The sequence below is a fragment of the Inquilinus limosus genome, assembly GCF_002195995.1.
Taxonomy (GTDB): Bacteria; Pseudomonadota; Alphaproteobacteria; order DSM-16000; family Inquilinaceae; genus Inquilinus; species Inquilinus limosus_C.
The window spans coordinates 77,790-98,487 of record NZ_NHON01000013.1; the positions used below are offsets into that span (position 1 = coordinate 77,790).

23 protein-coding genes and 1 tRNA gene are annotated in these 20,698 nt (G+C 66.8%); 11 read left to right on the forward strand and 13 right to left on the reverse strand.

Features of this window, described 5'->3' with window-relative positions; all coding sequences use genetic code 11:
- Nucleotides 1-324 carry a type II toxin-antitoxin system RelE/ParE family toxin gene (locus BWR60_RS09655; protein WP_088150801.1) on the reverse strand — a complete coding sequence of 108 codons (324 nt, stop codon included), beginning with the start codon at nt 322-324 and terminating at the stop codon, nt 1-3.
- A 126-nt stretch (nt 325-450) separates the two neighbouring features.
- Between BWR60_RS09655 and BWR60_RS09660 the strand changes: the two genes are divergently transcribed.
- Together BWR60_RS09660 and BWR60_RS09665 are read left to right on the forward strand one after the other, a co-directional pair.
- The gene (locus BWR60_RS09660; RefSeq protein WP_088150802.1) at nt 451-708 is read left to right on the forward strand and encodes a DUF7681 family protein; all 258 of its coding nucleotides are present in this window, start codon (nt 451-453) and stop codon (nt 706-708) included.
- A gap of 2 nt (nt 709-710) precedes the next feature.
- Complete coding sequence (locus BWR60_RS09665; RefSeq protein WP_088150803.1) at nt 711-1,358, forward strand: hypothetical protein; 648 nt, start codon at nt 711-713, stop codon at nt 1,356-1,358.
- Nucleotides 1,359-1,621: 263 nt separating this feature from the next.
- Here BWR60_RS09665 and BWR60_RS36290 read toward each other — a convergent pair whose 3' ends face one another.
- From BWR60_RS36290 to BWR60_RS09685, 6 genes are all read right to left on the reverse strand, one after another.
- The gene (locus BWR60_RS36290) at nt 1,622-2,152 is read right to left on the reverse strand and encodes a hypothetical protein (protein ID WP_144445574.1); all 531 of its coding nucleotides are present in this window, start codon (nt 2,150-2,152) and stop codon (nt 1,622-1,624) included.
- A gap of 887 nt (nt 2,153-3,039) precedes the next feature.
- Entirely contained in the window at nt 3,040-3,738 is a 699-nt protein-coding gene (locus BWR60_RS09670) for a calcium-binding protein (protein ID WP_429913020.1), read from the reverse strand.
- A complete protein-coding gene (locus BWR60_RS38090) occupies nt 3,626-4,462 on the reverse strand; it encodes a calcium-binding protein (RefSeq protein ID WP_144445575.1) in 837 nt (278 codons plus the stop codon). The genes BWR60_RS09670 and BWR60_RS38090 overlap by 113 nt, the downstream gene beginning before the upstream one ends.
- Before the next feature lie 300 nt (nt 4,463-4,762).
- A complete protein-coding gene (locus tag BWR60_RS09675) occupies nt 4,763-5,221 on the reverse strand; it encodes a thermonuclease family protein (RefSeq protein ID WP_088150805.1) in 459 nt (152 codons plus the stop codon).
- 10 nt (nt 5,222-5,231) lie between these two features.
- Complete coding sequence (locus BWR60_RS38975; protein ID WP_429913019.1) at nt 5,232-5,453, reverse strand: DUF6961 family protein; 222 nt, start codon at nt 5,451-5,453, stop codon at nt 5,232-5,234.
- Complete coding sequence (locus tag BWR60_RS09685; protein ID WP_088150807.1) at nt 5,437-5,916, reverse strand: hypothetical protein; 480 nt, start codon at nt 5,914-5,916, stop codon at nt 5,437-5,439. Before BWR60_RS09685 ends, BWR60_RS38975 begins: the two co-directional genes overlap by 17 nt.
- Nucleotides 5,917-6,201: 285 nt before the next feature.
- Here BWR60_RS09685 and BWR60_RS09690 point away from each other — a divergent pair, with 285 nt between their 5' ends.
- Nucleotides 6,202-7,926 carry a site-specific DNA-methyltransferase gene (locus tag BWR60_RS09690; protein ID WP_088150808.1) on the forward strand — a complete coding sequence of 575 codons (1,725 nt, stop codon included), beginning with the start codon at nt 6,202-6,204 and terminating at the stop codon, nt 7,924-7,926.
- Between the two features lie 235 nt (nt 7,927-8,161).
- Here BWR60_RS09690 and BWR60_RS09695 read toward each other — a convergent pair.
- Nucleotides 8,162-8,236, reverse strand: a tRNA-Met gene (locus BWR60_RS09695).
- A 113-nt stretch (nt 8,237-8,349) separates the two neighbouring features.
- Between BWR60_RS09695 and BWR60_RS09700 the strand changes: the two genes are divergently transcribed.
- Both BWR60_RS09700 and BWR60_RS09705 read left to right on the forward strand, forming a co-directional pair.
- Nucleotides 8,350-9,792 carry a M16 family metallopeptidase gene (locus tag BWR60_RS09700; RefSeq protein ID WP_088150809.1) on the forward strand — a complete coding sequence of 481 codons (1,443 nt, stop codon included), beginning with the start codon at nt 8,350-8,352 and terminating at the stop codon, nt 9,790-9,792.
- A gap of 177 nt (nt 9,793-9,969) precedes the next feature.
- Nucleotides 9,970-11,289: a M16 family metallopeptidase gene (locus tag BWR60_RS09705; protein ID WP_088150810.1), complete on the forward strand. Its 1,320-nt coding sequence runs from the start codon at nt 9,970-9,972 to the stop codon at nt 11,287-11,289.
- A 305-nt stretch (nt 11,290-11,594) separates the two neighbouring features.
- Here BWR60_RS09705 and BWR60_RS09710 read toward each other — a convergent pair whose 3' ends face one another.
- From BWR60_RS09710 to mnmA, 3 genes are all read right to left on the reverse strand, one after another.
- On the reverse strand, nt 11,595-12,500 hold the full coding sequence (locus tag BWR60_RS09710) for a DMT family transporter (protein WP_088150811.1): 906 nt from the start codon (nt 12,498-12,500) through the stop codon (nt 11,595-11,597).
- Nucleotides 12,501-12,733: 233 nt separating this feature from the next.
- Nucleotides 12,734-13,036, reverse strand: a complete 303-nt coding sequence (locus BWR60_RS09715; RefSeq protein ID WP_088150812.1) for an SCP2 sterol-binding domain-containing protein — start codon at nt 13,034-13,036, stop codon at nt 12,734-12,736.
- A gap of 36 nt (nt 13,037-13,072) precedes the next feature.
- Nucleotides 13,073-14,200, reverse strand: coding sequence for a tRNA 2-thiouridine(34) synthase MnmA (gene mnmA, locus BWR60_RS09720; RefSeq protein WP_088150813.1), 1,128 nt, complete (start codon nt 14,198-14,200; stop codon nt 13,073-13,075).
- Between the two features lie 129 nt (nt 14,201-14,329).
- On the opposite strand from mnmA, the gene BWR60_RS09725 reads away from it, so the two are divergent.
- The 4 genes from BWR60_RS09725 (at nt 14,330) to BWR60_RS09740 (ending at nt 18,166) form a co-directional block, all read left to right on the forward strand.
- Nucleotides 14,330-15,136: an HpcH/HpaI aldolase family protein gene (locus tag BWR60_RS09725; protein ID WP_088150814.1), complete on the forward strand. Its 807-nt coding sequence runs from the start codon at nt 14,330-14,332 to the stop codon at nt 15,134-15,136.
- Nucleotides 15,137-15,209: 73 nt separating this feature from the next.
- Nucleotides 15,210-16,181: a tripartite tricarboxylate transporter substrate binding protein gene (locus tag BWR60_RS09730; RefSeq protein WP_088150815.1), complete on the forward strand. Its 972-nt coding sequence runs from the start codon at nt 15,210-15,212 to the stop codon at nt 16,179-16,181.
- A gap of 7 nt (nt 16,182-16,188) precedes the next feature.
- Nucleotides 16,189-16,656 carry a tripartite tricarboxylate transporter TctB family protein gene (locus tag BWR60_RS09735; RefSeq protein ID WP_088150816.1) on the forward strand — a complete coding sequence of 156 codons (468 nt, stop codon included), beginning with the start codon at nt 16,189-16,191 and terminating at the stop codon, nt 16,654-16,656.
- Nucleotides 16,657-16,660: 4 nt separating this feature from the next.
- Entirely contained in the window at nt 16,661-18,166 is a 1,506-nt protein-coding gene (locus tag BWR60_RS09740; RefSeq protein ID WP_088150817.1) for a tripartite tricarboxylate transporter permease, read from the forward strand.
- Here BWR60_RS09740 and BWR60_RS09745 read toward each other — a convergent pair.
- Complete coding sequence (locus BWR60_RS09745; RefSeq protein WP_088150818.1) at nt 18,135-18,956, reverse strand: carbohydrate ABC transporter permease; 822 nt, start codon at nt 18,954-18,956, stop codon at nt 18,135-18,137. The genes BWR60_RS09740 and BWR60_RS09745 overlap by 32 nt on opposite strands.
- 56 nt (nt 18,957-19,012) lie before the next feature.
- Here BWR60_RS09745 and BWR60_RS09750 point away from each other — a divergent pair, with 56 nt between their 5' ends.
- Both BWR60_RS09750 and BWR60_RS09755 read left to right on the forward strand, forming a co-directional pair.
- Nucleotides 19,013-19,294, forward strand: a complete 282-nt coding sequence (locus BWR60_RS09750) for a type II toxin-antitoxin system RelE/ParE family toxin (RefSeq protein ID WP_088150819.1) — start codon at nt 19,013-19,015, stop codon at nt 19,292-19,294.
- A gap of 12 nt (nt 19,295-19,306) precedes the next feature.
- Nucleotides 19,307-19,609, forward strand: a complete 303-nt coding sequence (locus BWR60_RS09755) for a HigA family addiction module antitoxin (RefSeq protein ID WP_088150820.1) — start codon at nt 19,307-19,309, stop codon at nt 19,607-19,609.
- 23 nt (nt 19,610-19,632) lie between these two features.
- On the opposite strand, the gene BWR60_RS09760 is transcribed toward BWR60_RS09755, so the two are convergent.
- Entirely contained in the window at nt 19,633-20,541 is a 909-nt protein-coding gene (locus BWR60_RS09760; RefSeq protein ID WP_179221704.1) for a carbohydrate ABC transporter permease, read from the reverse strand.
- Nucleotides 20,542-20,698: the final 157 nt, after the last annotated feature.

Consider the following 20,698-nt stretch of genomic DNA (forward strand, 5'->3'; position numbering starts at 1 on the left):
CTATCTATCGATCGTCTTCGCCACGGCGGCGAGGGCCGCTTTCTCCTTCGGCGACAAGTCCGACCGTTCGCCCTTGCTGAAGACCGTCAGCAGGAACACCCGGCCCGCGCCCAGCGCGAAATAGGTGATCACCCGATACCCGCCGCTCTTGCCCTTGCCGCGACCGGCGACGCGAACCTTGCGGCAGCCGCCGGTCCCTTGGATCAGGTCGCCGGCTTCCGGGTTCGCCGCGAGGGTCAGGACTGCGGCGGTACGCTCCGCCTCGGTCATGCCGGCATCCTTGGCGGCGGCGAGGTAGGCGGGGGTTTCGACGACGGTCTTCATGCGCACATGATATACGGCAATGCCGTATCGAGCGCAAGCGAATATGCGGCATTGCCGTAGATACCTGCCAGATCAACCCGCCCGCCTTCGAGCGGGCTTTTTTATGCCCGGAGGAGGGGCATCAGCATGGCTGAACATCAGGGCCTGCCGGTCGCCGGCTACCGCCCGCAGAGCGACGACAAGGTCGCGCTCGTGAACCGCAACAAGGAGATGGAGGAGCGCGTGCTCCGGCTTCTCGACGACCTCGCTGCCACTGCGGCGCCGGGCGTCGTCGATCAGCGCTGGTACGCCATCGGCCGCGCCCACATCGAGCAGGGCTTCATGGCCGTCAACAGGGCCATCTTCCAGCCGGCTCGCGTCGCCCTTCCTGCTGAGGAGAAGTGACCATGGAGACCGTGACCCGCAACTGGAGCGACCTCAGCCGCAAGGTGCTCGGCGCCGTGGTCGGCGCAATCGCCGCTGGCACCGCGACCGTCAGCGGCCTGGACAGTGTCATCCTGTGGCTCTGGAATGGCGTGTTCGGCCTGGCCGGCACCGGCGCGGAGATGCCGGCGACAGTGGCGGCCGTGATCGGCACCGCGCTTGGCGCCCTGATCGGCGGCTACCTGCCGAAGGAGAAGCTGGCCGCCGACGCCAAGGTAACGCCGTCCAGCAATTCCGTACTCCGCAGCCCGCCCGTCGCCACCGGCGTGGCCTTCCTCGCCGCACTGGCGGTGATCGGGTTTCTGTCTGGCTGCGCTCCTGCTGCTGGCGGCGCTGCGCCTGCAGATACGAGCGGCATCCAGAAGAACATCGCCTATGCGGAGGGGTACGTCGCGGTCGGGAAGGCCGCGGCCGCCACCTGCATCGCCCTGAAGCTGCCGGTGTGTTCGAGCCCGGCCTTCGCCGATGGTGTGGCCAAGGCATCCGCCGTCGCCGACCAAGCCATCGCGGAGGCGAAGAGCTATCCGATCGACGGCTCGACCCAGGACAAGATCAATGCGGCGCTCAGGGTCGCGATGAATGCCGTCTTGCTGTTCTACAGCCTGCGGTGAAACGAAAGAGCCCCGCCGAAGCGGGGCTCTGCTGCCATCTGGTCGCCTAAGCCTTGGCTGGGCGGTTGCGGCGAAACTGGATATCGCCATGATTTTCGGGGCCTCGATAATCCAAGGCCATCTTCCTTTGCTCAGCCGTAAGGCCGGCGAAGAAGCCAGTGCGATCCCGAGGCTGAGCATTGACGGCCTCGGGCTCAGGCAGCGGCTTCTGGGACAGCGAAACTCTGGCCGCAGCCCGTTTCGCCCACTGAAGCGCTTTCATTTCACACCTTCTTCCAGTAATATGGGCTCTGCTTTCTCGGCGACGCGAGCGTGAACCCGTACTTCACCTGATATAGATCGACAAGCGACGCATTCACTGGCTGCACATGCAATTCTGCCTTGCCCATAGCCTGCGCATAAATTGCGGCACATTCAAGGACGATCAAAATCCGCCTTCCGGTTAGGGGGCAATCGGCCCTTGGGTCACCTTCCACATATCGGATCTCGATGGCACGACCTTTTGTGAGGCCCAGAGCCAAACCGCATAACCTATCGTCGGGCCCCCAAATGGCGATATCTAACCGGTCTGCGTCATTGTGCCTGCGGATGATTTCAGGCCAATCCCAATCCCCATCGGGATGGCGGTCGGCCGGCCCCCACTGGTCGAAGTAGGCGCCCAGGGTTTTCCCTGTCCATCCGGACAAGCGAAAATCGACCGCCAAATGCGGCCTGAGGTTGAGGGCGGCTTCCCGCCTGGCTGTGTCACGATCGCGTTCGTAGCGCTCTTTGGCGCGCCGCAACTCTGCAGACAATCAAAATCTCGCTCGGAAATCATCTGGGATATCGGGATGCAGCGGACCAGAATACAGCGGATCGCGATCCGGGTCATCTGACGACGCGTTGCTGCGCTCTCCCCTCGCTCCCCTCCCGCCGAACGGGTCACGCTCCTGGCAGTGCCAGACGGCCTCCCCACGCGGACCGGGCGACCCGAACGCTCCCCAAGCCGTGCAGCCGGGATGCTCGCGGCAGTCGGGCGTTGTGTCGTCTCCAACTCACGCTATTTGCCCTCGCCCAGCGCCCGATAGCAGGCCTCGCGAACCACGGCCTGCAGCCTCGCACTGCCAAGCTCCGCGTCAGGCGCTTCTGTCCAAACCAGGCACAAGGGACCGCCGCCACGAAACCGGACAACAGCGCGATAACGACCGCAGGATGCAACGCCGCGGTTGTCGTAAATTTCGACCCTCCAGGCAGCCGGGTCCTCGTAATTTGTGGTCGCCATGGCGTTCAAAACCCGAAATTCTCTTACGCCTAAACGGGCAGCAATTGGCTAGGTTCCTCCTGCTGATGGAACGCATCGCAGGAATAGGTTTTTATGTCTCGGGCGCACGTCACCGACAACCGGCGCCCGGCGTCGACCCGCTTCGTAAGGACCTCCCTTGCAATCGGGTCGACGCCCCTCAAAAAGAACCCCGCCGAAACTGGGCGGGGCCGAGGGGAGTCTGGGGCGCTTGCGGGCACCCCATCCTATTGACGCACAACGGCAGGAACTTGTTCCGTTTGGAAGTTCTATGCCCAGCAGGAATCTGCCGCCATGCTCCCATCCGAGCCACGCTGGCGTCTCGCGATTGGCATGCCCCGCTCCTAGGCTTCGGGGCTGCCCGAGCGAACAGACAGCCCCTTTTCCGACGGCGCGGTTCGATTAGAGCGTGAAATCGCTCGCCGTCAGAGCGACCGCTGTGAACAAGCGAATCTGTGCGTCGGCCGTGCCGTCGCCATTGGCGTCGATATACACGGCAGTCTGGGTTGTTCCCTCGACGATGCGGACCTCACCGGCGTGATGGGTGAAATCCTCCGTGCCGATGAAAGTGCCGCTGCCATGGGTGATGCCTGACAGGTCGATCTTGTCTCCCTGGCTCTGGGAGAAGTCGTTGATGCGGTCCGGCGCCTTGGCGGTGGAGTCCGCGATGGAGGAGAAGACGAAGGTGTCCGCACCAAGCCCACCGTTCAGGATGTCGGCACCGCCTCCGCCGTTCAGCACGTCGTCACCGTTCCATCCTTGGAGATAGTTGGAACCGCTGTCGCCGGTCAGAGTGTCCGCGAAGGCGCTGCCGACGAGGTTCTCGATGCTGCTGTACGTGTCGCCGGCGGCATCGCCCGTATTCGCTGACGGATTGGCCAGGTTCGCGGTCACGCCGACGGATGCGTTGTCGTAGAGAGCGGTGTCGAATCCCGCGCCACCGGTCAGAACGTCGGCCCCGGCACCACCGATCAACTGATCGTTCCCGTCACCGCCGTCGAGCGTGTCCGTGCCGGCCAGGCCGGACAGACGGTTGGCACCACCATCGCCTGTCAGGGAATCGCTGAAGGCGCTGCCACGCAGCCATTCGATGCCCGTCAGCGTGTCGCCGGCCGCGTCGCCGCCAGTGCCGGTGCGCGGACAGACGGTTGGCACCACCATCGCCTGTCAGGGAATCGCTGAAGGCGCTGCCACGCAGCCATTCGATGCCCGTCAGCGTGTCGCCGGCCGCGTCGCCGCCAGTGCCGGTGCCAGTGACGAGGCTGACCGTGACCCCCGCACTGGAAGCGATGTAGTCGGCCATGTCCTGGGTGCCGGCACCGCCATCCAGCACATCGGCGCCCCCGTTCCCCGCCAGGTTATCATTGCCTGCGCCGCCGGTCAGGGTGTTCTCGTCGGAGTTGCCGCCCAGATAGTCGTCGAAGCTGGACCCCGACAGGTTGGTGAAGCCGATCAGGCTGTCGCCTTCGGCTTCGCCGCCGCGGCCGGTGGTGACGCCCGTCAGCCCGAGGTGGATGCCAAGGATGTCGATGTCGAGATTGCCCGTGGCGGCGAGGTTGACAAAGACGGCAGACGTCGATGTCGAATAATCCGCCGTATCGACGCCCGAGAGCTGGATACCACCGATACCGCCGACAACGTTGAGGATGCCGCCGATCAGGACGTCGGCGCCGGCCCCTCCGTTGATAATGTCATTGCCGGAATATCCGGCAATGATGTCGTCGCCGCCCAGCCCGTTAATCGTGTCGTTGCCGAGGGCCTGAACGGGACCAAGAAGGAGTGATGGAAGAATATCTGCACCTTCAGTGCCGGTGAAGGTCGCCATGGCTAGCTCCAAATGAAGGTTGGTAACGCCAAATTCAGAGCATTTCTTTGTGGCCTTCTCAACGCACAATTGTGGAAAACAGGCATTTTGGAATTTTGTTTGGAGTGGTCATTATAATGTTATCAGCAGCATGAAATATATAATCGCCATATTATTTAATAATTACCGATTTTCACCGGGATGGGTCGTTTAATATAGTGTAGTTTTGCGAAAATAAAGATGAATTGTATATCAAAGTGCCATTGCGACTGAAGGCGACACAGCCATGACGCAAGGCCGACCGTGACCCAAGCCGCTGATCTATCGGCGATGTTCCTGCCTGAACCGCGCCGGCGCCTCACAGTTGGCGTGCCCTGCCCAGACCCCGCGACCAGTCCTCTCTGCCTCCTCCTGCGCCGGTAGAAATCGCTCTCGGCTGTACCGCGGCAAGGCCCAGGCCCAGCCCGACCGGACCATGGCGTCGCCGATGCTCTGGCCGCCGGCCTGGCAGTCGGCGACCGTCCGGCCGTAGCGGTCGCGGTCCTTGGTCACGCACTGCAGCTCGCCGCCGGCAAGGATCGCCTTCAGCCCCTCTGTGGCCTCCTCTCCGATCGCGCGCTCGACGCCATTGATCATGCAGGTCTGCCGGCGCTCGGGCGCGTCATAGCCCCACAGCCGAACCCGCTGGCCGTCGACACGGATGGTGTCGCCGTCGACGACTTCGACCGCGGCGAGGGCAGGGGAGGAGAGGGCGAGGAGGAGGGCTATCACGGCGCGCATGGGCCGATGTCTACTGCCTCGTCCCTTCCTGGTTCAACAGCTGCTCGCACCGCTGCGCGATCAGGCGCCAGGCCGCAGCGCCGTCCCGATTCCCCGCCGCCTCAAGGTGCTTCGCCCGGTCGTTCGATGCGGTCGGCGCCTGCGATCCATGCTTGCGGACCATGATGCCGGCCGACCGCCAGAGGTCGATATCGGAGGGGAGAGGCATTGCGGGCCTATTCGAAGTCGGCATCAGCTTCTGACAGAGGCGCCCATCGCCATGGCGCCTTACCTTTCACCCGCTTGCCACCTTCGACGTCATCCAGGATCGCCGCCAAGACGTGGCCGCCCACGTGCCATCGGCTCGCGGCAACCCGTCTCTGGATGAAGCGACGGCGGTGATGATCGTCCGGGAGGTCGCCGGGGTATGCGAGCTCGAAATGGGCCATTGCCGTCGCCGCCTCCCTGGATCGATCCCAGTGACCCTCGCCATCGAAGTGCATGTAGCTTCCCTTGATATCGGCGATGTGCAATCGGTCGCCGGCGACCCTGGCAATCACCTGTACCATGCGGATCCTCATCCCAGCCCAATTCGGGATAAACCGGCGCCGCGTCAGGAAGGCGTCGAGCAACGCCTTGCTGGCCACCAGGATCTGGCCGTCCTTCGGATCAATGAAGTAGTAGCGGACCGCGAATTTGCGCTCTGGGGTCGCCATGGATGCCCATCCCGGCTGTGGTGACGATCCCCAGGCGGATAGCGTAGGCGGGACGCCCTCCGGCGGCAAGGCGCAGCGGAACGGTAGGTGAGGCGCCGAGGTAAGCGCCTGAAAACACGCGGCTCCCTATTCGGGATTCGAACTCAGCCGCTCGGGATTCGAACTCCATGTCCGCGAGCACTCCCTTCACACGGGAGGGGACGCAGGTTGAATCCCTGCTTCACCCCCTCTTGCATCGCGTAACAATGCATGAGCAAGCTTCCAGAATATTCTGGAGGCATTCACATGAATCACCTCTATTTTGGTGACAATCTTGATGTCCTGAGGGAGCACATCAAGGACGAAACGGTTGATCTTGTCTACCTAGATCCGCCCTTCAACAGCAACGCCACATACAACCTATTGTTTCGGTCTGCGTCTGGCCGGCAAGCGGATGCCCAAATCGAGGCTTTCGACGACACCTGGCATTGGGGGGATGCTGCGGCTGGGGCCTATCACGATGTGATTCGGATGGGTTCTGACGCCGCAGGTCTTCTCCGATCACTAAGGAGTTTTCTCGGCGAAAGCGACGTAATGGCCTATCTTGCAATGATGACAGTTCGCCTTATGGAGCTGCATCGATGCCTGCGCCCGACAGCATCGCTCTGTCTGCATTGCGACCCGACCTCAAGTCATTATCTGAAAATCATTCTGGATTCTATATTCGGATCGGCCGGCTTCAAAAACGAGATCATTTGGAAGAGAACGAGTTCAAAGAGCAACTATAGTCAGGGTACGGATTATTTTCCGAGAGTACATGATTCGATTTTATTCTATGGAAAGACGTCGAATGCAATATTTGCTCCAATTTTCATTGATCATGAAGAGAGCTATATCAAAAGTAAATATCCATACCTTGATGAAGAAGGGCGCCGCTATGGTCTGTGGGACATGACCGGACCAGGAGGGGCCGCTAAAGGGAACCCCAGCTACGAGGTTCTTGGGGTTACACGTTATTGGCGCTACTCGAAAGAGCGCATGGACCAGATGATCAGAGACGGTAGGGTTTTGCAGTCACGCCCTGGAGCCGTACCGAGAGAAAAGCGCTATCTGGAGTGCAGCCGCGGCGTAGCAGTGGGCGACGTGTGGGTCGACATCCCTCCGGTCAACTCTCAGGCGCAAGAACGAATTGGTTATCCCACGCAGAAGCCTCTCGCCCTTCTCGAACGCATCGTTTCCGCGGCATCTAGGCCCGGCGATTTGGTTCTGGACCCCTTCTGCGGCTGTGGCACTGCAGTTCATGCTGCTCAGAAGCTAGATAGACGCTGGATTGGTATCGACGTGACTCACCTTGCAATCGAGGTAATCGAGGGCAGGATCGTCAAGGCGTTCGATCGGGCCGAGTTCGACGTGATCGGGCGGCCGACTGACTTCGAAGGGGCAGTAGAGCTGGCCCGCAGGAACAAGCATCAGTTCCAGATCTGGGCCATATGGTTGGCGCAAGGCACCCCATACCAGGATGGTAAGAAGGGGCGAGACCGGGGAGTGGACGGCCAACGCTTTTTCCCAACCGGCTCGGGCGACGTCGCCCAAGCCCTTATGTCAGTGAAGGGCGGCGATCATCTCAATCCGGCGATGGTGCGCGATTTGCGTGGTACGATCGAGCGAGAGGGGGCAGCTTGCGGACTATTGATCCTGCTCCGGCCGCCAACGCGAGAGATGGAGCGTGAGGCGGCAGCTGCTGGAATGACCGATTTGCCCGGCCGGCCGGTCGCTAGAATTCAAATCCGGACGGTTGCCCAACTTCTTGATCGCAATGGATTCGACCTTCCGGTTAGCTGGGGCGAGCCGATGCAGCCGGCCGCGGCCGCTGCACGCGAGAAGAAAGCCATCAAGCGCCGCAAAATCCCTGACCCTCGCCAGAGAGAGATGCTGTTGCCTACGAAGGGGGGAAAGGACGCTTCGGAAGGGGCAGCCCATCAGTCTGTTGCGGCCTCGGCGCCGACGAGGCGAGCCAGGCAAGGAAGATGACGACCAGACATGCCTGAGAGTGAGGCCCATCACGGCTGCGGCCAATGCTATTGAATCGAGTCGACGCTCTGGAACATTCAGCGAACCCGTCTGGCGTATCGTCTGGCGTGGAATTGCCAGAATTGCCGAAAAAGAACGGATGCGAACGAAAAAGGCGGAGAACCGCGACCGGTCTCTCCACCTTCCAAGCCCTTGTCCCGACACGGAAAACCGCGGGGACGTTCGGGAAATTCGATGGTAGCTGGGGAGGGATTTGAACCCCCGACCAAGGGATTATGATTCCCCTGCTCTACCACTGAGCTACCCAGCCATCGGGGCCGAGCGTATACGCGCCCGCCGCGGCCCGTGTCAAGCCGCCCGGGACAGTGTCGCACTATCGCCGCATCGCTTGCCGCGGCGGCGGCGCTTCCGGTACCTAGAGACATGACCGCGATGCCCCTCTCCGTCCGCCGGCTGGCCGCCGCCTTCGTGCTGAGCGCCGCCGTCGCCGCGCCGTCCTTCGCCCAGGACGCGGCGCCCCCCGTCTCACCGACCGGCGGGCCTCCGCTGGCGGCGCCGGCGCCGCTGCCGGACAACCTGCGCATCGCGCCGCAGGCGCAGAGCTTCACCCTCGAGAACGGGCTGCAGTTCATCGTCATCCCGGCCGGCACCGCCCCGGTGGTGACGCAGATGGTGTGGTACCGCGTCGGCGCCGCCGACGAGGCGCCAGGCCAGTCGGGCATCGCCCATTTCCTGGAACATCTGATGTTCCATGGCACCACCTCGCACCCGCAGGGCTACTCGCAGGAGCTGGCGGCGATCGGCGGGGTCGAGAACGCCTTCACCACCGCCGATTACACCGCCTACTACCAGTCCGTCGCCAAGCAGAACCTGCCGCTGGTGATGCGTTACGAGGCCGACCGGATGCAGAACCTCGTGCTCGAGGAGAAGCGCGTCAACGCCGAGCGTGACGTGGTGCTGGAGGAGCGGCGGATGCGGATCGAGAACGAGCCGTCGTCGCGCCTGGGCGAGGTGATGAACGCCGTGCTCTATCTCAACCACCCCTATCGCGCGCCGGTGATCGGCTGGCCGTCGGAGATCGAGGCGCTGCGGCGCGAGACGGCGCTGGCCTTCTATGACCGGTTCTACACACCGAACAACGCCACCGTGATCATCGCCGGCGATGTCGACCCCGCCGCAGTGAAGGCGCAGGCGGAGGAGATCTACGGGCCGGTCAAGCGCCGGGCCGAGCCGCCGCCGCGGGTCCGGCCGAAGGAGCCGGAGCCGATCGCCCCGCGACGGCTGGAGCTGACCGACGCCCGCGCCGGCCAGCCCTATCTGCGCCGCAACTACCTGGCGCCCTCGGTGGTGACCGCGGCGCCGGGCGAGGCCGCGGCGCTGCAGGTGCTGTCGGCGGTGCTGACCGGCGAGACCGGGCGGCTCTACCGCGCCCTGGTGACCGGGCAGGGCAAGGCGGCCATGGCCGGCGCCGGCTATGACGCCGACGCGCTCGACTACAGCCCCTTTGCCGTCTACGCCGTGCCGCGCGGCGATGTCGCCCTGCCGGATCTCGAGGCGGCGATGGATGCGGTGCTGGCCGAGGTGCGCGACCGGCCGGTGCCGGAGGAGGAACTGGCGCGCGCCAAGCGCCGCCTGCTGGCCGGCGCGATCTACGGCCAGGACGATCCGGGCGCGCTGGCCCGGGCCTTCGGCGAGGCGGCGGCGCTGGGCCGCAGCGTCGCCGACGTGCAGGACTGGCCCGGCACCATCGCCGCAGTGAAGGCCGCCGACGTGCAGAAGGCCGCGCAGACCTACCTGCAGCCGCAGCGCTCCGTCACCGGGTTCCTGACCCGGCCGGCGGACGCGACCCAGGCCAAGCAGCCCTGACCGTCTCGGGATGCCTGGAATGGTCCTGCCCTTCTCCTCACTGTCATGCCCGGGCTTGACCCGGGCAGCCAGGGACTCTCGATGTCGCTCCGGGTGGCCCCTGGATTGCCGGGTCAAGCCCGGCGATGACACGTTGGGGGAAGGGATGGCCTCCGGCACGAGCCAAGGAAAAACGCTATGAAGCCGATTCTTTCCCCGCTGCGTGCCGCTCTCGCCGGAGCCGGCCTTCTGCTCGCCGCCGCCACGCTGCCCGCCGCCGCGACCACGATCGACCGCGTGGTCAGCCCCGGCGGCATCGAGGCCTGGCTGGTCGAGGACCACACCGTCCCGGCCGTCACCGTCTCCTTCTCCTTCGACGGCGGCGCCGCCCAGGACCCGGAGGGCAAGGCCGGGCTGGCCTCGCTGCTCAGCGAAATGCTGACCGAGGGCGCCGGTCCCTATGACGCGCCGGGCTTCAAGACCGCCCTGGCCGACCGGTCGATCCAGCTCGGCTTCTCCACCTCGCAGGACTACAATGGCGGCCGGCTGAAGACGCTGACCACCGAGCGCGACGCCGCCTTCGAGCTGCTGCGCCTGGCCCTGGCCGAGCCGAAGCTGGCGCAGGGCGACCTGGACCGGATCAAGGCCGGTCGCCTGGCCGAGCTGAACTTCCAGGAGAACGACCCCGGCACCATCGCCGACGACCGCTGGTCCGCCGCCGCCTTCCCCGGCCATCCCTATGGCCGGCCGTCGATCGGCACCAAGGACAGCGTCGCCACCATCGCCACCGCCGACCTGCAGGATCTGCGCCGCCGGATGTTCGCCCGCGACGGGCTGCGCCTGGCCGTGGTCGGCGACATCGACGCCGCCACGCTGGGCCCGGCGCTGGACCGGGTCTTCGGCGGCCTGCCGGCCAAGGGCGAGCTGACGCCGGTGCCGGACATCGTGCCCGCCGCCAAGGGCACCGCGACAGTGCCGATGGCGGTGTCGCAGGCCTCGATCCAGCTCGGCTTCCCCTCGCCGCGGCGCGACGACCCGGACTATTTCCCGGCGATCGTGATGAACCACATCCTCGGCGGATCGACCTTCACCTCGCGGCTGTACCGCGCGGTGCGCGAGCAGCGCGGCCTGGCCTATTCGGTCGACAGCAACACCCTGCAGTTCCAGCACACCGGCCTGTTGCTGATCACCGCCGGCACCCGGGCCGACAAGGCGGGGGAGAGCCTGTCGGTGATCCAGGACGAGATCGCGCGGCTGGCCAAGGACGGCCCGACCGACCAGGAGGTGGCGGAGGCGAAGAGCTATCTGATCGGCAGCTATCCGCTGGGCTTCGCCTCGCATGACGCGCTGGCGTCCTACGTGCTGTCGCTGCAGCTGGCCGGCCGCGGCCGCGACTTCATCGACAAGTATCCCGGCCTGATCGAGGCGGTGACGCCCGCCCAGGTGAAGGCCGTGGCCGCCCGGGTGCTGCAGATCAAGGACCCGACCGCGGTGGTGGCGGGCACGCCGGCCAGCTGACGCGAACAGCCGGCGCCGGGGAGGCGCCGGCTGTGAGGCCGCCTAGGGACGGAGGCCGGGGCCGGGCGGTGGCGGCGGTCCCGGAAGGGGCGGCGGAGGCGGCGCGCAGGCCGCGAGCCCCAGGGTCAGGGCCAAGATCAGGGTCGCAAGGCGGATCACAAACTTCTCCTGGCCTGTGGGAAGGCCGTGGCCGATCCATGCGTCCCGACCTGAGGCACGAGAGGATCTGTCGTCGGGTCGGGACGGGTCGACCATAGATGGCCTGGCCCATGGGCCGGAAGAGGCTGTTTTGTAACGAAATCTTGCTACGCGGCCTGGGCCTTCCGCGCCCGGCCGGGCAAGGTCATGGCGGCGACGCCGATCACCACCAGCACCAGCCCGTACAGCGCGGTCGGGGCCGGTGTCTCGCCCAGGGCCAGCACGCCGATCGCCACGCCCACTGGCACCCGCAGATAGGCCTGCGCCATGGTGGCGACCGAGCCGAGCGAGGCGATCAGCCGGAAATAGAGCACGAAGGCCAGGGCGGTCGAGACCACGGCGAGGCCGGCCAGCGCGCCGAGCGACGCGGCGGAGGGCGTCAGCGTCCAGGGCCGGTCCAGCACCAGGCTCAGCGGGATCAGCATGGCGGCGCCGGACAGCATCGACCCCGCGGCCGGCACCATCGGGTCCAGCCCCTTGAAGTTGCGGCCGAAGATGGCGGCGACGCCGTAGCACACGGTGGCCGCCACGATCGCCAGCTGCGGCAGCATCTGCCGGCCGGCGCCCGACAGGGCGTCCAGGCCGATCACCAGGGTGATGCCGGCGACCCCGGCGGCCACGCCGACCAGCTTGCGGCCGCTCACCGCCTCATGCCGGGTGATCGCCCAGGTGAACAGGAAGGTGAAGATCGGCGAGGTCGAGTTCAGGATCGCCGCCAGCCCGGCATCGACCTCGGTCTCGGCCCAGGCGATCATGACGAAGGGGATGGTGCTGTTGACCAGCGCCTGCACCGCGAACAGCCGCCAGGTCCGCCCGTCCGTCGGCATGCGGATGCCGCGCAGCCGCAGCACCAGCAGCAGGATGCCGCCGGCGATCAGGGTGCGCGCGGCGATCAGCGTCACCGGCGGGATGGTGGCGACGCCGAGCTTGATGAAGCTGTAGGACGCGCCCCAGACGGTGGCCAGCAGCGCCAGCAGCAGATAGTCGGTGACGGGCGGGCGGTGGGCGGACATGGGAGGCTCCTCGATGAGTGCCCCGACCATGCCCTGCGCGCGGGCGCCTGTCGTGCGCGGACGCTGCGGCTGCCGTCGAAATGTGGCGGCTGGTGGCGAGGCAGCCTTCCTCCTCTGTCATTGCCGGCTTGACCCGGCAATCCAGAAGGTGTCGACGCTCTCTGGATGCCCGGGTCAAGCCCGGGCATGACAGGAAAGAGAAAGCGGAGGAACGATCCTCTACCGTCGGCCGCTCAGTCGTCCAGCAGCGCCGCCAGCTTCATTCCTACGGTCAGCGAGCCGTTGGCTTTGATCTTGCCGGTCATGTAGGCCATGGTCGGGCTCAGCGACCCATCGACCATCCGCCGCAGCGTCTCCGCCTTCATCGTCAGGGTGACATCGGCCGGGGCGTCGCCGATCGACACAGCCGGGGCCGGGCCGGTGCCGTCGAGCACGATGAAGCCGTCGGCGCCGAGGTCGAACTTGACGCGGGCGTCGAGCGCGGGGCCGCCGGCAGCGCGGCCGCGCACGGCTTCGGCGAGGGCGTCGAGCGACATGGGCAAAGGGTCCTTTCTGTCCGCGAAATGCTGTGATCAGGCGGCGGCGCGCTCGGCCCGGGCGATGAAGCCGCCGCCGAGCACGCGGTCGCCGTCATAAAGCACGGCGGCCTGTCCCGGCGCCACCCCGTGCTGCGGCGCATGCAGCTCCAGCACCGCCTCCCCCGCGCCGGTCAGCCGCACCGTGGCCGGCACCGGCGACTGGGCGGAGCGCAGCTTGGCCTCGACCAGCCGGCCCTCGCGGCCCGGCGTCCGATCCAGCCAGTTCAGCTCGGTCAGGGCGACGCTGTGCCGCGCCAGCGCCGACCAGGGGCCGACGATCACCCGCCGGGCCTCGGGGTCGAGCCTGACGACATAGAGCGGGTCGTCGTTGGACTTGCGGCCGCCGATGCCCAGGCCCTTCCGCTGGCCGATGGTGTAGTGGACGATGCCCTGGTGCCGGCCCAGCACGGTGCCGTCGAGATGCACGATCTCGCCCGGCCCCACGGCGCCGGGGCGCAGCCGCGCCACCACCTCGCCATAGCGGCCCTCGGGCACGAAGCAGATGTCCTGGCTGTCCGGCTTGTCGGCCACGACCAGCCCCAGCCGCGCCGCCTCGGCCCGGGTCGCGGCCTTGGCGTTGCCGCCCAGCGGGAAGCGCAGGAAGGCCAGCTGCTCGGGCGTGGTCGCGAACAGGAAGTAGCTCTGGTCCTTGGCCGGGTCGACGGCGCGGTGCAGCTCCGGCCCCTGCGGCCCCTCGATCCGGCGGACATAGTGGCCGGTGGCCAGGCAGTCGGCGCCCAGGTCGCGCGCCGTCTCCATCAGGTCGCGGAACTTGACCTTCTGGTTGCAGCGGATGCAGGGGATCGGCGTCTCGCCGCGCAGATAGCTGTCGGCGAAATCATCCATCACCGCCTGGCCGAAGCGGCTCTCGTAATCCAGCACGTAATGCGGGAAGCCGATGCGGTCGGCCACGGTGCGGGCGTCGTAGATGTCGGCCCCGGCGCAGCAGGCGCCCTTCCGCTGGATGGCGATGCCGTGGTCGTACAGCTGCAGCGTGATGCCGACCACGTCGTAGCCCTGCTCGGCGAGCTGGGCCGCGACGACGGAGCTGTCCACGCCGCCGGACATGGCGACCACGACCCGCGTCGCGGCCGGAGGCTTGTCGAAACCGAGTGAGTTCATGGCGGGCAGAATATAGGGGCGGAGCGGCGCCGGGAAAACCGGCGGATGGTCGGGTCGGCCATGCTGGCCTGTTGTCGGACATAACGCGGGATGCGTACACTCACGGCAAAGCGAGGAGGAAAGCCCGGAATGTTTCGCCCCAACCGGTTGAAGGAACGCCTGCGCCGCGGCGACCAGCTGTTCGGCGCCTGGGTCGGCAGCGGCTCGCCCACCGTGGCCGAGATCATGGCCCATGCCGGCTTCGACTTCGTCATCCTGGACACCGAGCACGGGCCCGGCGGCATCGACGACACCATTGGCCTGCTGCGTGCGGTGCAGGCGTCGGACACCCCGGCGGTGGTGCGGGTGCCGGCGCATGACCCGGTGTGGCTGAAGCGGGTGCTGGACGCCGGCGCCGACAGCCTGATGGTGCCGATGATCGAGAGCGCGGCCGAGGCCGAGGCGCTGGTCCGCGCCTGCCGCTATCCGCCGGCCGGCCGCCGCGGCTATGCCGCCGGCGCGGTACGCGCCTCGACCTACGGCTTCGAGCCGGACTACATGCGCAAGGCCAACGACAACCTGCTGCTGTTGGCCCAGATCGAGTCGAAGGACGCGGTGCCAGAGGCCGCGGCGATTGCCCGGGTCGACGGCATCGACATGGTGTTCATCGGCGTCAACGACCTCGGCGGCTCGATCGGCCTCCTGGAGCAGCTGCACGACCCGCGGGTGCAGGAGCTGGTGAAGCAGATCGAGGATGCGGTGCGGCCGACCGGCACGCCGCTCGGCACCGTGCCCAGCAGCGCCTCGACCTGGGCCGAGCTGTTCGACCGCGGCTACCAGATGGTCACCGGCGGGGGCGACGTGCCCTATCTGCGCCAGGCGGCCTCGGATTCGGTGGCCGCGTACACGGCCTATCGCGAAGGAGCGAGGAAGGACGCCAAGGGCGGCGGCTACTGACCGGCACCCTGCGCTGAACCCGGCGCCAAGACCGGGACGTATCAGACTTCACGACAAACAGAAGGGGGAAACCATGCTCAAGACCGTGATCGCCGGCCTGGCCGGCGTCCTGCTGGCCGCCGTGGCGGCGCCCGCTGCCCAGGCCGAATGGCCGGAGCGGCCGATCACCTACATCGTGCCCTGGGCGGCCGGCGGCGGCACCGACGCCGTCTCCCGCATCCTCGCCTCCTTCCTGGAGAAGGAGCTGGGGCAGCCGGTCAATGTGGTGAACCGCACCGGCGGCAGCGGCGTGGTCGGCCACACCGCGATCGCGACCGCCGCGGCCGACGGCTACACCATCGGCACGCTGACGGTCGAGATCAACATGATGCACTGGCAGGGCCTGACCGACCTGACCTGGGAGAGCTACACGCCGCTGGCCCTGGTCAACGCCGATCCGGCGGCGATCGAGGTGGCGGCCGACTCCCCGCATGCCGACGTCAAGGCGCTGCTGGAGGCGATCAAGGCCAATCCCGGCAAGTTCAAGGCCTCCGGCACCGGCCAGGGCGGCATCTGGCACCTGGCGCTGGCCGGCATGCTGCGCGATGCCGGGCTGGACCCGGCGGCGGTGACCTGGGTGCCCAGCCAGGGCGCGGCGCCGGGGCTGCAGGACCTGGTCGCCGGCGGCGTCGAGCTCACCCCGGTGTCGCTGCCGGAGGCGCGCTCGCTGATCGATGCCGGCAAGGTCAAGGCGCTGGCGATCATGGATGCCGAGCCGAGCGCCCTCTACCCGGACGTGCCGACGCTGAAGAGCGTGACCGGCAGCGGCTGGACCATGGGCGCCTGGCGCGGCGTCGGCGGGCCCAAGGGCATGCCCGAGGACGTGACCAGGAAGCTGACCGAGGCGATCGGCAAGATCGTCCAGAGCGCCGAGTACCAGGACATGGTCAAGTCCCGCGGCTTCGGCACCAAGGTGGCGCTGGGCGGCGAGTTCGCGGCCTATATGAAGTCCTCGAACGACGCGCTCGGCGAGGTGATGAAGGCCACCGGCCTCGCCAAGCAGTAGCCATCCCGTGCGCTTCAACGACGCGATCTTCGGTGCCGTCCTGCTGCTGGCCGGCATCGCCATCGCCTGGGCCGCGGCGGGGCAGCCGCCCATGCCGGGCCAGGCCTTCGGGGCGGGGTCGTTCCCGCTCGTCATCGGCGTGGCGCTGGCGGTCACCGCCCTGCCGCTGATCCTGTCCGGGCTGCGCCAGCGCAGCCCGGCGCTCAGCCTCGGCGACTGGGCGCGGTCGCCCCGCTGCTGGCGCGACCTCGCCCTGACCCTGGCAGCGCCGGCCGTCTATATCGTCGCGGCCGACCATATCGGCTTCGTGCCGGTGACCTTCGCGATCCTGCTGGTGCTGGCGGCGACGCTCGGCGCCCGCATCGTGACCGCGACGGTCTTCGCCGCGGTCATGGCCGTCGGTCTCTATCTCGGCTTCGCCCAGGGGCTGCGCGTGCCGCTGCCCCGCGGCTGGCTTGGCCTGCTCCTGGGGTGATGCGATGACCGACCTGCTGCTGGCCCTCGAACTGGTCTTCGACCCCTATGTCCTGATGGTGATCGCCGGCTCGGCCGTCTACGGCATGCTGGTCGGCGCCATTCCGGGGCTGACCGCGACCATGGCGACCGCGCTGCTGATCCCGGTCACCTTCTTCATGCCGCCGATCCCGGCGGTGGCGGCGATCGTCACCGCCACGGCGATGGCGATCTTCTCCGGCGACATCCCGGGCTGCCTCCTGCGCATGCCCGGCACCCCGGCCTCGGCCGCCTACACCGATGAGGCCTACGCCATGACCCGCAAGGGGCGGGCGGAGGTGGCGCTCGGCGCCGGGCTGTTCTTCTCGGCGCTCGGCGGGCTGTTCGGCACGGCGGTGCTGATCGTGGCGGCGCCGGCCCTGGCCGATTTCGCGCTGAACTTCAGCTCCTTCGAGTATTTCTGGCTGGTGCTGCTGGGCCTGTCCTGCGCCGTCTTCATCTCCGGCGCCCAGGTGACGAAGGGGATCGCGGCGCTGCTGCTCGGCCTCTTCATCTCCTGCATCGGGCTTCAGAACCCGGCCGGCGTGCCGCGCTTCACCTTCGGCAGCGTCGACCTTATGGGCGGCATCAACGCCATCAACGTCATGGTCGGTCTGTTCGCGGTGTCGGAGGTGATGCGCGCCGTCCTGGCCGTCCGCCAGCCGGTCGAGGTGGCGCGCCAGCCGGCCGGCAACGTGCTGGCCGGCCAGTTCAAGCTGCTGTTCACCTATCCGAAAAGCTTCCTGCGCGGCAGCGTGCTCGGCACCGTGATCGGCATCCTGCCGGGCGCCGGGGCCGATATCGCCGCCTGGATGTCCTACGCCGTGTCCAAGCGCTTCTCGAAGACGCCGGAGAAGTTCGGCACCGGCCATGTCGAGGGCATCATCGAAAGCGGCTCGGCCAACAACTCGGCCCTGGCCGGCGCCTGGGTGCCGGCGCTGGTCTTCGGCATCCCTGGGGATTCGATCACCGCGATCGCCATCGGCGTCCTGTACCTGAAGGGGCTGAATCCCGGCCCGACCCTGTTCCTCGAGCAGGCGCCGCAGATGTACGCCATCTTCCTGATCTTCATCCTGGCGAACATCGTGATGATCCCGCTCGGCCTCGCCACCATCCGGGCGGCCCGGCAGATCCTGCTGCTGCCGCGCAGCCTGCTGAGCCCGCTGATCCTGATGTTCTGCATCGTCGGCGCCTTCGCGATCGAGAACTCGCTGCTCGGCGTGCTGGTGATCCTGGTCTTCGGCGTGATCGGCTTCGTCATGGAGGAGAACGGCTTTCCGGTGGCGCCGATGATCCTGGGCCTGATCCTCGGGCCGATGCTCGAGGATCATTTCTTCACCTCGATGATCAAGGCAGACGGCAGCCTGCTGGCCTTCTTCGAGCGGCCGATCGCCGGCACGCTGGGGATCCTCGCGGTGGCGATCTGGGCGCTGGTCCTGCTGGCCGGGCTCCGCCGGGCCCTTACTTCAGCGCCCCGGCCGTCAGCCCGCTGACGATCCGGCGCTGCAGCAGGGCGAAGACGATCAGGATCGGCGTCACATAGATCGCGGCATAGGTCATGATCCCGCCCCAGTCATTGGTGTTCGGGCCCATGAAGGAGGACAGGCCGACCGTCGCGGTCTGCAGGGTCTCCGCCGCGATCAGCGACCGGGAATAGACGTATTCGCCGAAGGACTGCAGGAAGATCAGCACCGACACCACCAGGATGCCGTTGCGGGCCAGGGGGATCATGATCCGCAGGAAGGCGCCGATGCGCGAGGCGCCGTCGACCCGCGCCGCATCCTCCAGTTCGCGCGGCACCTGCAGGAAGGTCGACCGGCACAGCACGATGTAGAGCGGCAGCACCTTGGCCGTCTGGGCCAGCACCACGGCCGCACGGGGCGTCTCCAGGAGGCCGACCTGGCTGAAGGCGACGAAGATCGGCGTGACCATCAGCGACGGCGGCAGCACCTGCAGCATCAGCACCAGGAACAGCGCCACCGCGGTCCAGGCGTTGCGGTGGCGCGACAGGGCATAGGCAGCGCCGGTGCCGATCAGGGTCGCCACCACCGTGGTGCCGACCGCGATCAGCAGCGAGTTCCACAGGTAGCGATCCATCGCATGCTCGGCGAAGATCCGGCCGAACTGCCATTGCGGGTCGCTGGGCCAGAAGCTCGGCGGGAAGGCGAAGATCTCGCTGCCCGACTTCAGGGCGGTGACGTACATCCAGTACAGCGGGAACAGGTAGATCGCGGCGAACAGCAGGGCCAGGCCGAGCAGGATGAAGGGCTTCGCCGGCTTCATGGCCCGACTCCCTCGAGCTTGCGGAGCGTACAAAAAACCTGTACGCTTCTGCATCGATGATCAAATCCTTCGCCAACGCCCGGACCGAGAAGATCGCCCGGAGCATCGCGGTGAAGGGCGTTCCGGCCGACAGCCTCCGCCGCGCCGTGACGAAGCTGTTCCTGCTCGACACCGTGACCCGGCTCGACGATCTGCGCGTGCCGCCCGGCAACCGGCTGGAGGCTCTGAAGGGAGATCGCAAGGGCCAGCACTCGATCCGGGTCAACGACCAGTTCCGGATCTGTTTCGCCTGGCGCGACGGCGACGCCTACGACGTCGAGTTCGTCGATTATCACTGAGGACCGTTCACCATGCCGCGCGACATTCCGCTGCCCCATCCGGGGGAGATCCTGAAGGAGGAGTTCCTCGATCCCATGGGTCTGTCCGTCTATGCGCTGGCCAGGGCGATCGGCGTGCCGCGCAGCCGGATCAACGAGATCTGCCACGGCCGGCAGGGCATCACCGCCAACATCGCCCTGCGGCTCGGCCGCTTCTTCGGCGTGGACCCGCAGTGGTTCATGAATATGCAGTCGAAATGGGACCTCGAGACGACGCGCGACCAGTTGGCCGACACACTGGCGGCGATCGAGCCGCATGCCGACAAGGCGGCCTGAGGCTGCGATCCGATCCGCGCGGATCATGCCGCGTGCTCCCGCTCGGTCGACCGGACATAGAGCGCCGCGACCAGGATCACCAGCGCGATCATCAGCACGGCGACGACGCTGCCGGCCGAGATCTCATAGGTCTCGAACGACATCTGCCAGGACCAGTACTGGGCGACGTTCGAGGCGTTGGCCGGACCGCCCTTCGTCAGCGCCGCGATCAGGTCGAACTGCTGCAGCGTGAAGATGATCCCCAGCGACACCACGGCGCCCAGGGTCGACCGCATCATCGGCAAAGTGATGTGCAGGAAGCGCCGGCCGGCGCGGGCGCCGTCGATCTCCGCCGCCTCGTACAGGTCGCGCGGGATGGCCGCCAAGCCGACCGACAGCAGGATCATGTTGAACGGGATGCCGAGCCAGATATTGGCGATGATCACCGCGAACAGGGCCACGTCCGGGTCCGACAGCCAGAAGATCTTGCCGCCGGTCAGGTGCAGGCTGGTCAAGGCGTAGTTCAGCACGCCGAAATCGCCGGCGAGGATCCATTTCCAGATCGCGCCGACCACCAGCGCTGGCATGATCCAGCCGGCCAGGAACACGCCCCGGATATAGGTCGCGCCCGGGAAGGGCTGCTGGAAGAACAGCGCCAGGCCGAAGCCGATGCTGAGCTGGAAGGTGATCGATAGCACCACGAAGATCACCGTGTTCTTCAGGATCTGCAGCGCCTCCGGCCGTGCGAACACGTCACGGTAGTTGTCCAGCCCGGCGAAGGGCCGGTCGAACGATGCCAGCGAGAACATGTCGACCTGCTGCAGCGACATCACCAGCGTGTAGAGCAGCGGGAAGGCGGCGAAGACCAACAGGTAGCCGACCGCGCACAGCACCAGCACCACATCGAAGCCGCTGCCGTCCCGCAGCGTGCGGAGCAGGGGGATGCGGGACAAGGTGGAGCGTGCTCTCTGAGTCCCCCCTCCCCTTGCGGGAGGGGGGCAGGGGGAGGGGGCGCGCGCCGTTGGAACTGCCGGCTGGAAATTGACCGAACGATCGGTCATGGGTTGGCTGGTTCGGGTGCTCGTCATCGACAACCCCCTCCCCCTGCCC

Bases quoted from the DNA above. Each gene is read 5' to 3' on its own strand.
- BWR60_RS09655 (WP_088150801.1), bottom strand. From the start codon at position 324: ATGAAGACCGTCGTCGAAACCCCCGCCTACCTCGCCGCCGCCAAGGAT.
- BWR60_RS09660 (WP_088150802.1), top strand. From the start codon at position 451: ATGGCTGAACATCAGGGCCTGCCGGTCGCCGGCTACCGCCCGCAGAGC.
- BWR60_RS09665 (WP_088150803.1), top strand. From the start codon at position 711: ATGGAGACCGTGACCCGCAACTGGAGCGACCTCAGCCGCAAGGTGCTC.
- BWR60_RS38090 (WP_144445575.1), bottom strand. From the start codon at position 4,462: ATGGCGACCTTCACCGGCACTGAAGGTGCAGATATTCTTCCATCACTC.
- BWR60_RS09675 (WP_088150805.1), bottom strand. From the start codon at position 5,221: ATGCGCGCCGTGATAGCCCTCCTCCTCGCCCTCTCCTCCCCTGCCCTC.
- BWR60_RS38975 (WP_429913019.1), bottom strand. From the start codon at position 5,453: ATGCCGACTTCGAATAGGCCCGCAATGCCTCTCCCCTCCGATATCGAC.
- BWR60_RS09685 (WP_088150807.1), bottom strand. From the start codon at position 5,916: ATGGCGACCCCAGAGCGCAAATTCGCGGTCCGCTACTACTTCATTGAT.
- BWR60_RS09690 (WP_088150808.1), top strand. From the start codon at position 6,202: ATGAATCACCTCTATTTTGGTGACAATCTTGATGTCCTGAGGGAGCAC.
- BWR60_RS09700 (WP_088150809.1), top strand. From the start codon at position 8,350: ATGACCGCGATGCCCCTCTCCGTCCGCCGGCTGGCCGCCGCCTTCGTG.
- BWR60_RS09705 (WP_088150810.1), top strand. From the start codon at position 9,970: ATGAAGCCGATTCTTTCCCCGCTGCGTGCCGCTCTCGCCGGAGCCGGC.
- BWR60_RS09710 (WP_088150811.1), bottom strand. From the start codon at position 12,500: ATGTCCGCCCACCGCCCGCCCGTCACCGACTATCTGCTGCTGGCGCTG.
- BWR60_RS09715 (WP_088150812.1), bottom strand. From the start codon at position 13,036: ATGTCGCTCGACGCCCTCGCCGAAGCCGTGCGCGGCCGCGCTGCCGGC.
- mnmA (WP_088150813.1), bottom strand. From the start codon at position 14,200: ATGAACTCACTCGGTTTCGACAAGCCTCCGGCCGCGACGCGGGTCGTG.
- BWR60_RS09725 (WP_088150814.1), top strand. From the start codon at position 14,330: ATGTTTCGCCCCAACCGGTTGAAGGAACGCCTGCGCCGCGGCGACCAG.
- BWR60_RS09730 (WP_088150815.1), top strand. From the start codon at position 15,210: ATGCTCAAGACCGTGATCGCCGGCCTGGCCGGCGTCCTGCTGGCCGCC.
- BWR60_RS09740 (WP_088150817.1), top strand. From the start codon at position 16,661: ATGACCGACCTGCTGCTGGCCCTCGAACTGGTCTTCGACCCCTATGTC.
- BWR60_RS09745 (WP_088150818.1), bottom strand. From the start codon at position 18,956: ATGAAGCCGGCGAAGCCCTTCATCCTGCTCGGCCTGGCCCTGCTGTTC.
- BWR60_RS09750 (WP_088150819.1), top strand. From the start codon at position 19,013: ATGATCAAATCCTTCGCCAACGCCCGGACCGAGAAGATCGCCCGGAGC.
- BWR60_RS09755 (WP_088150820.1), top strand. From the start codon at position 19,307: ATGCCGCGCGACATTCCGCTGCCCCATCCGGGGGAGATCCTGAAGGAG.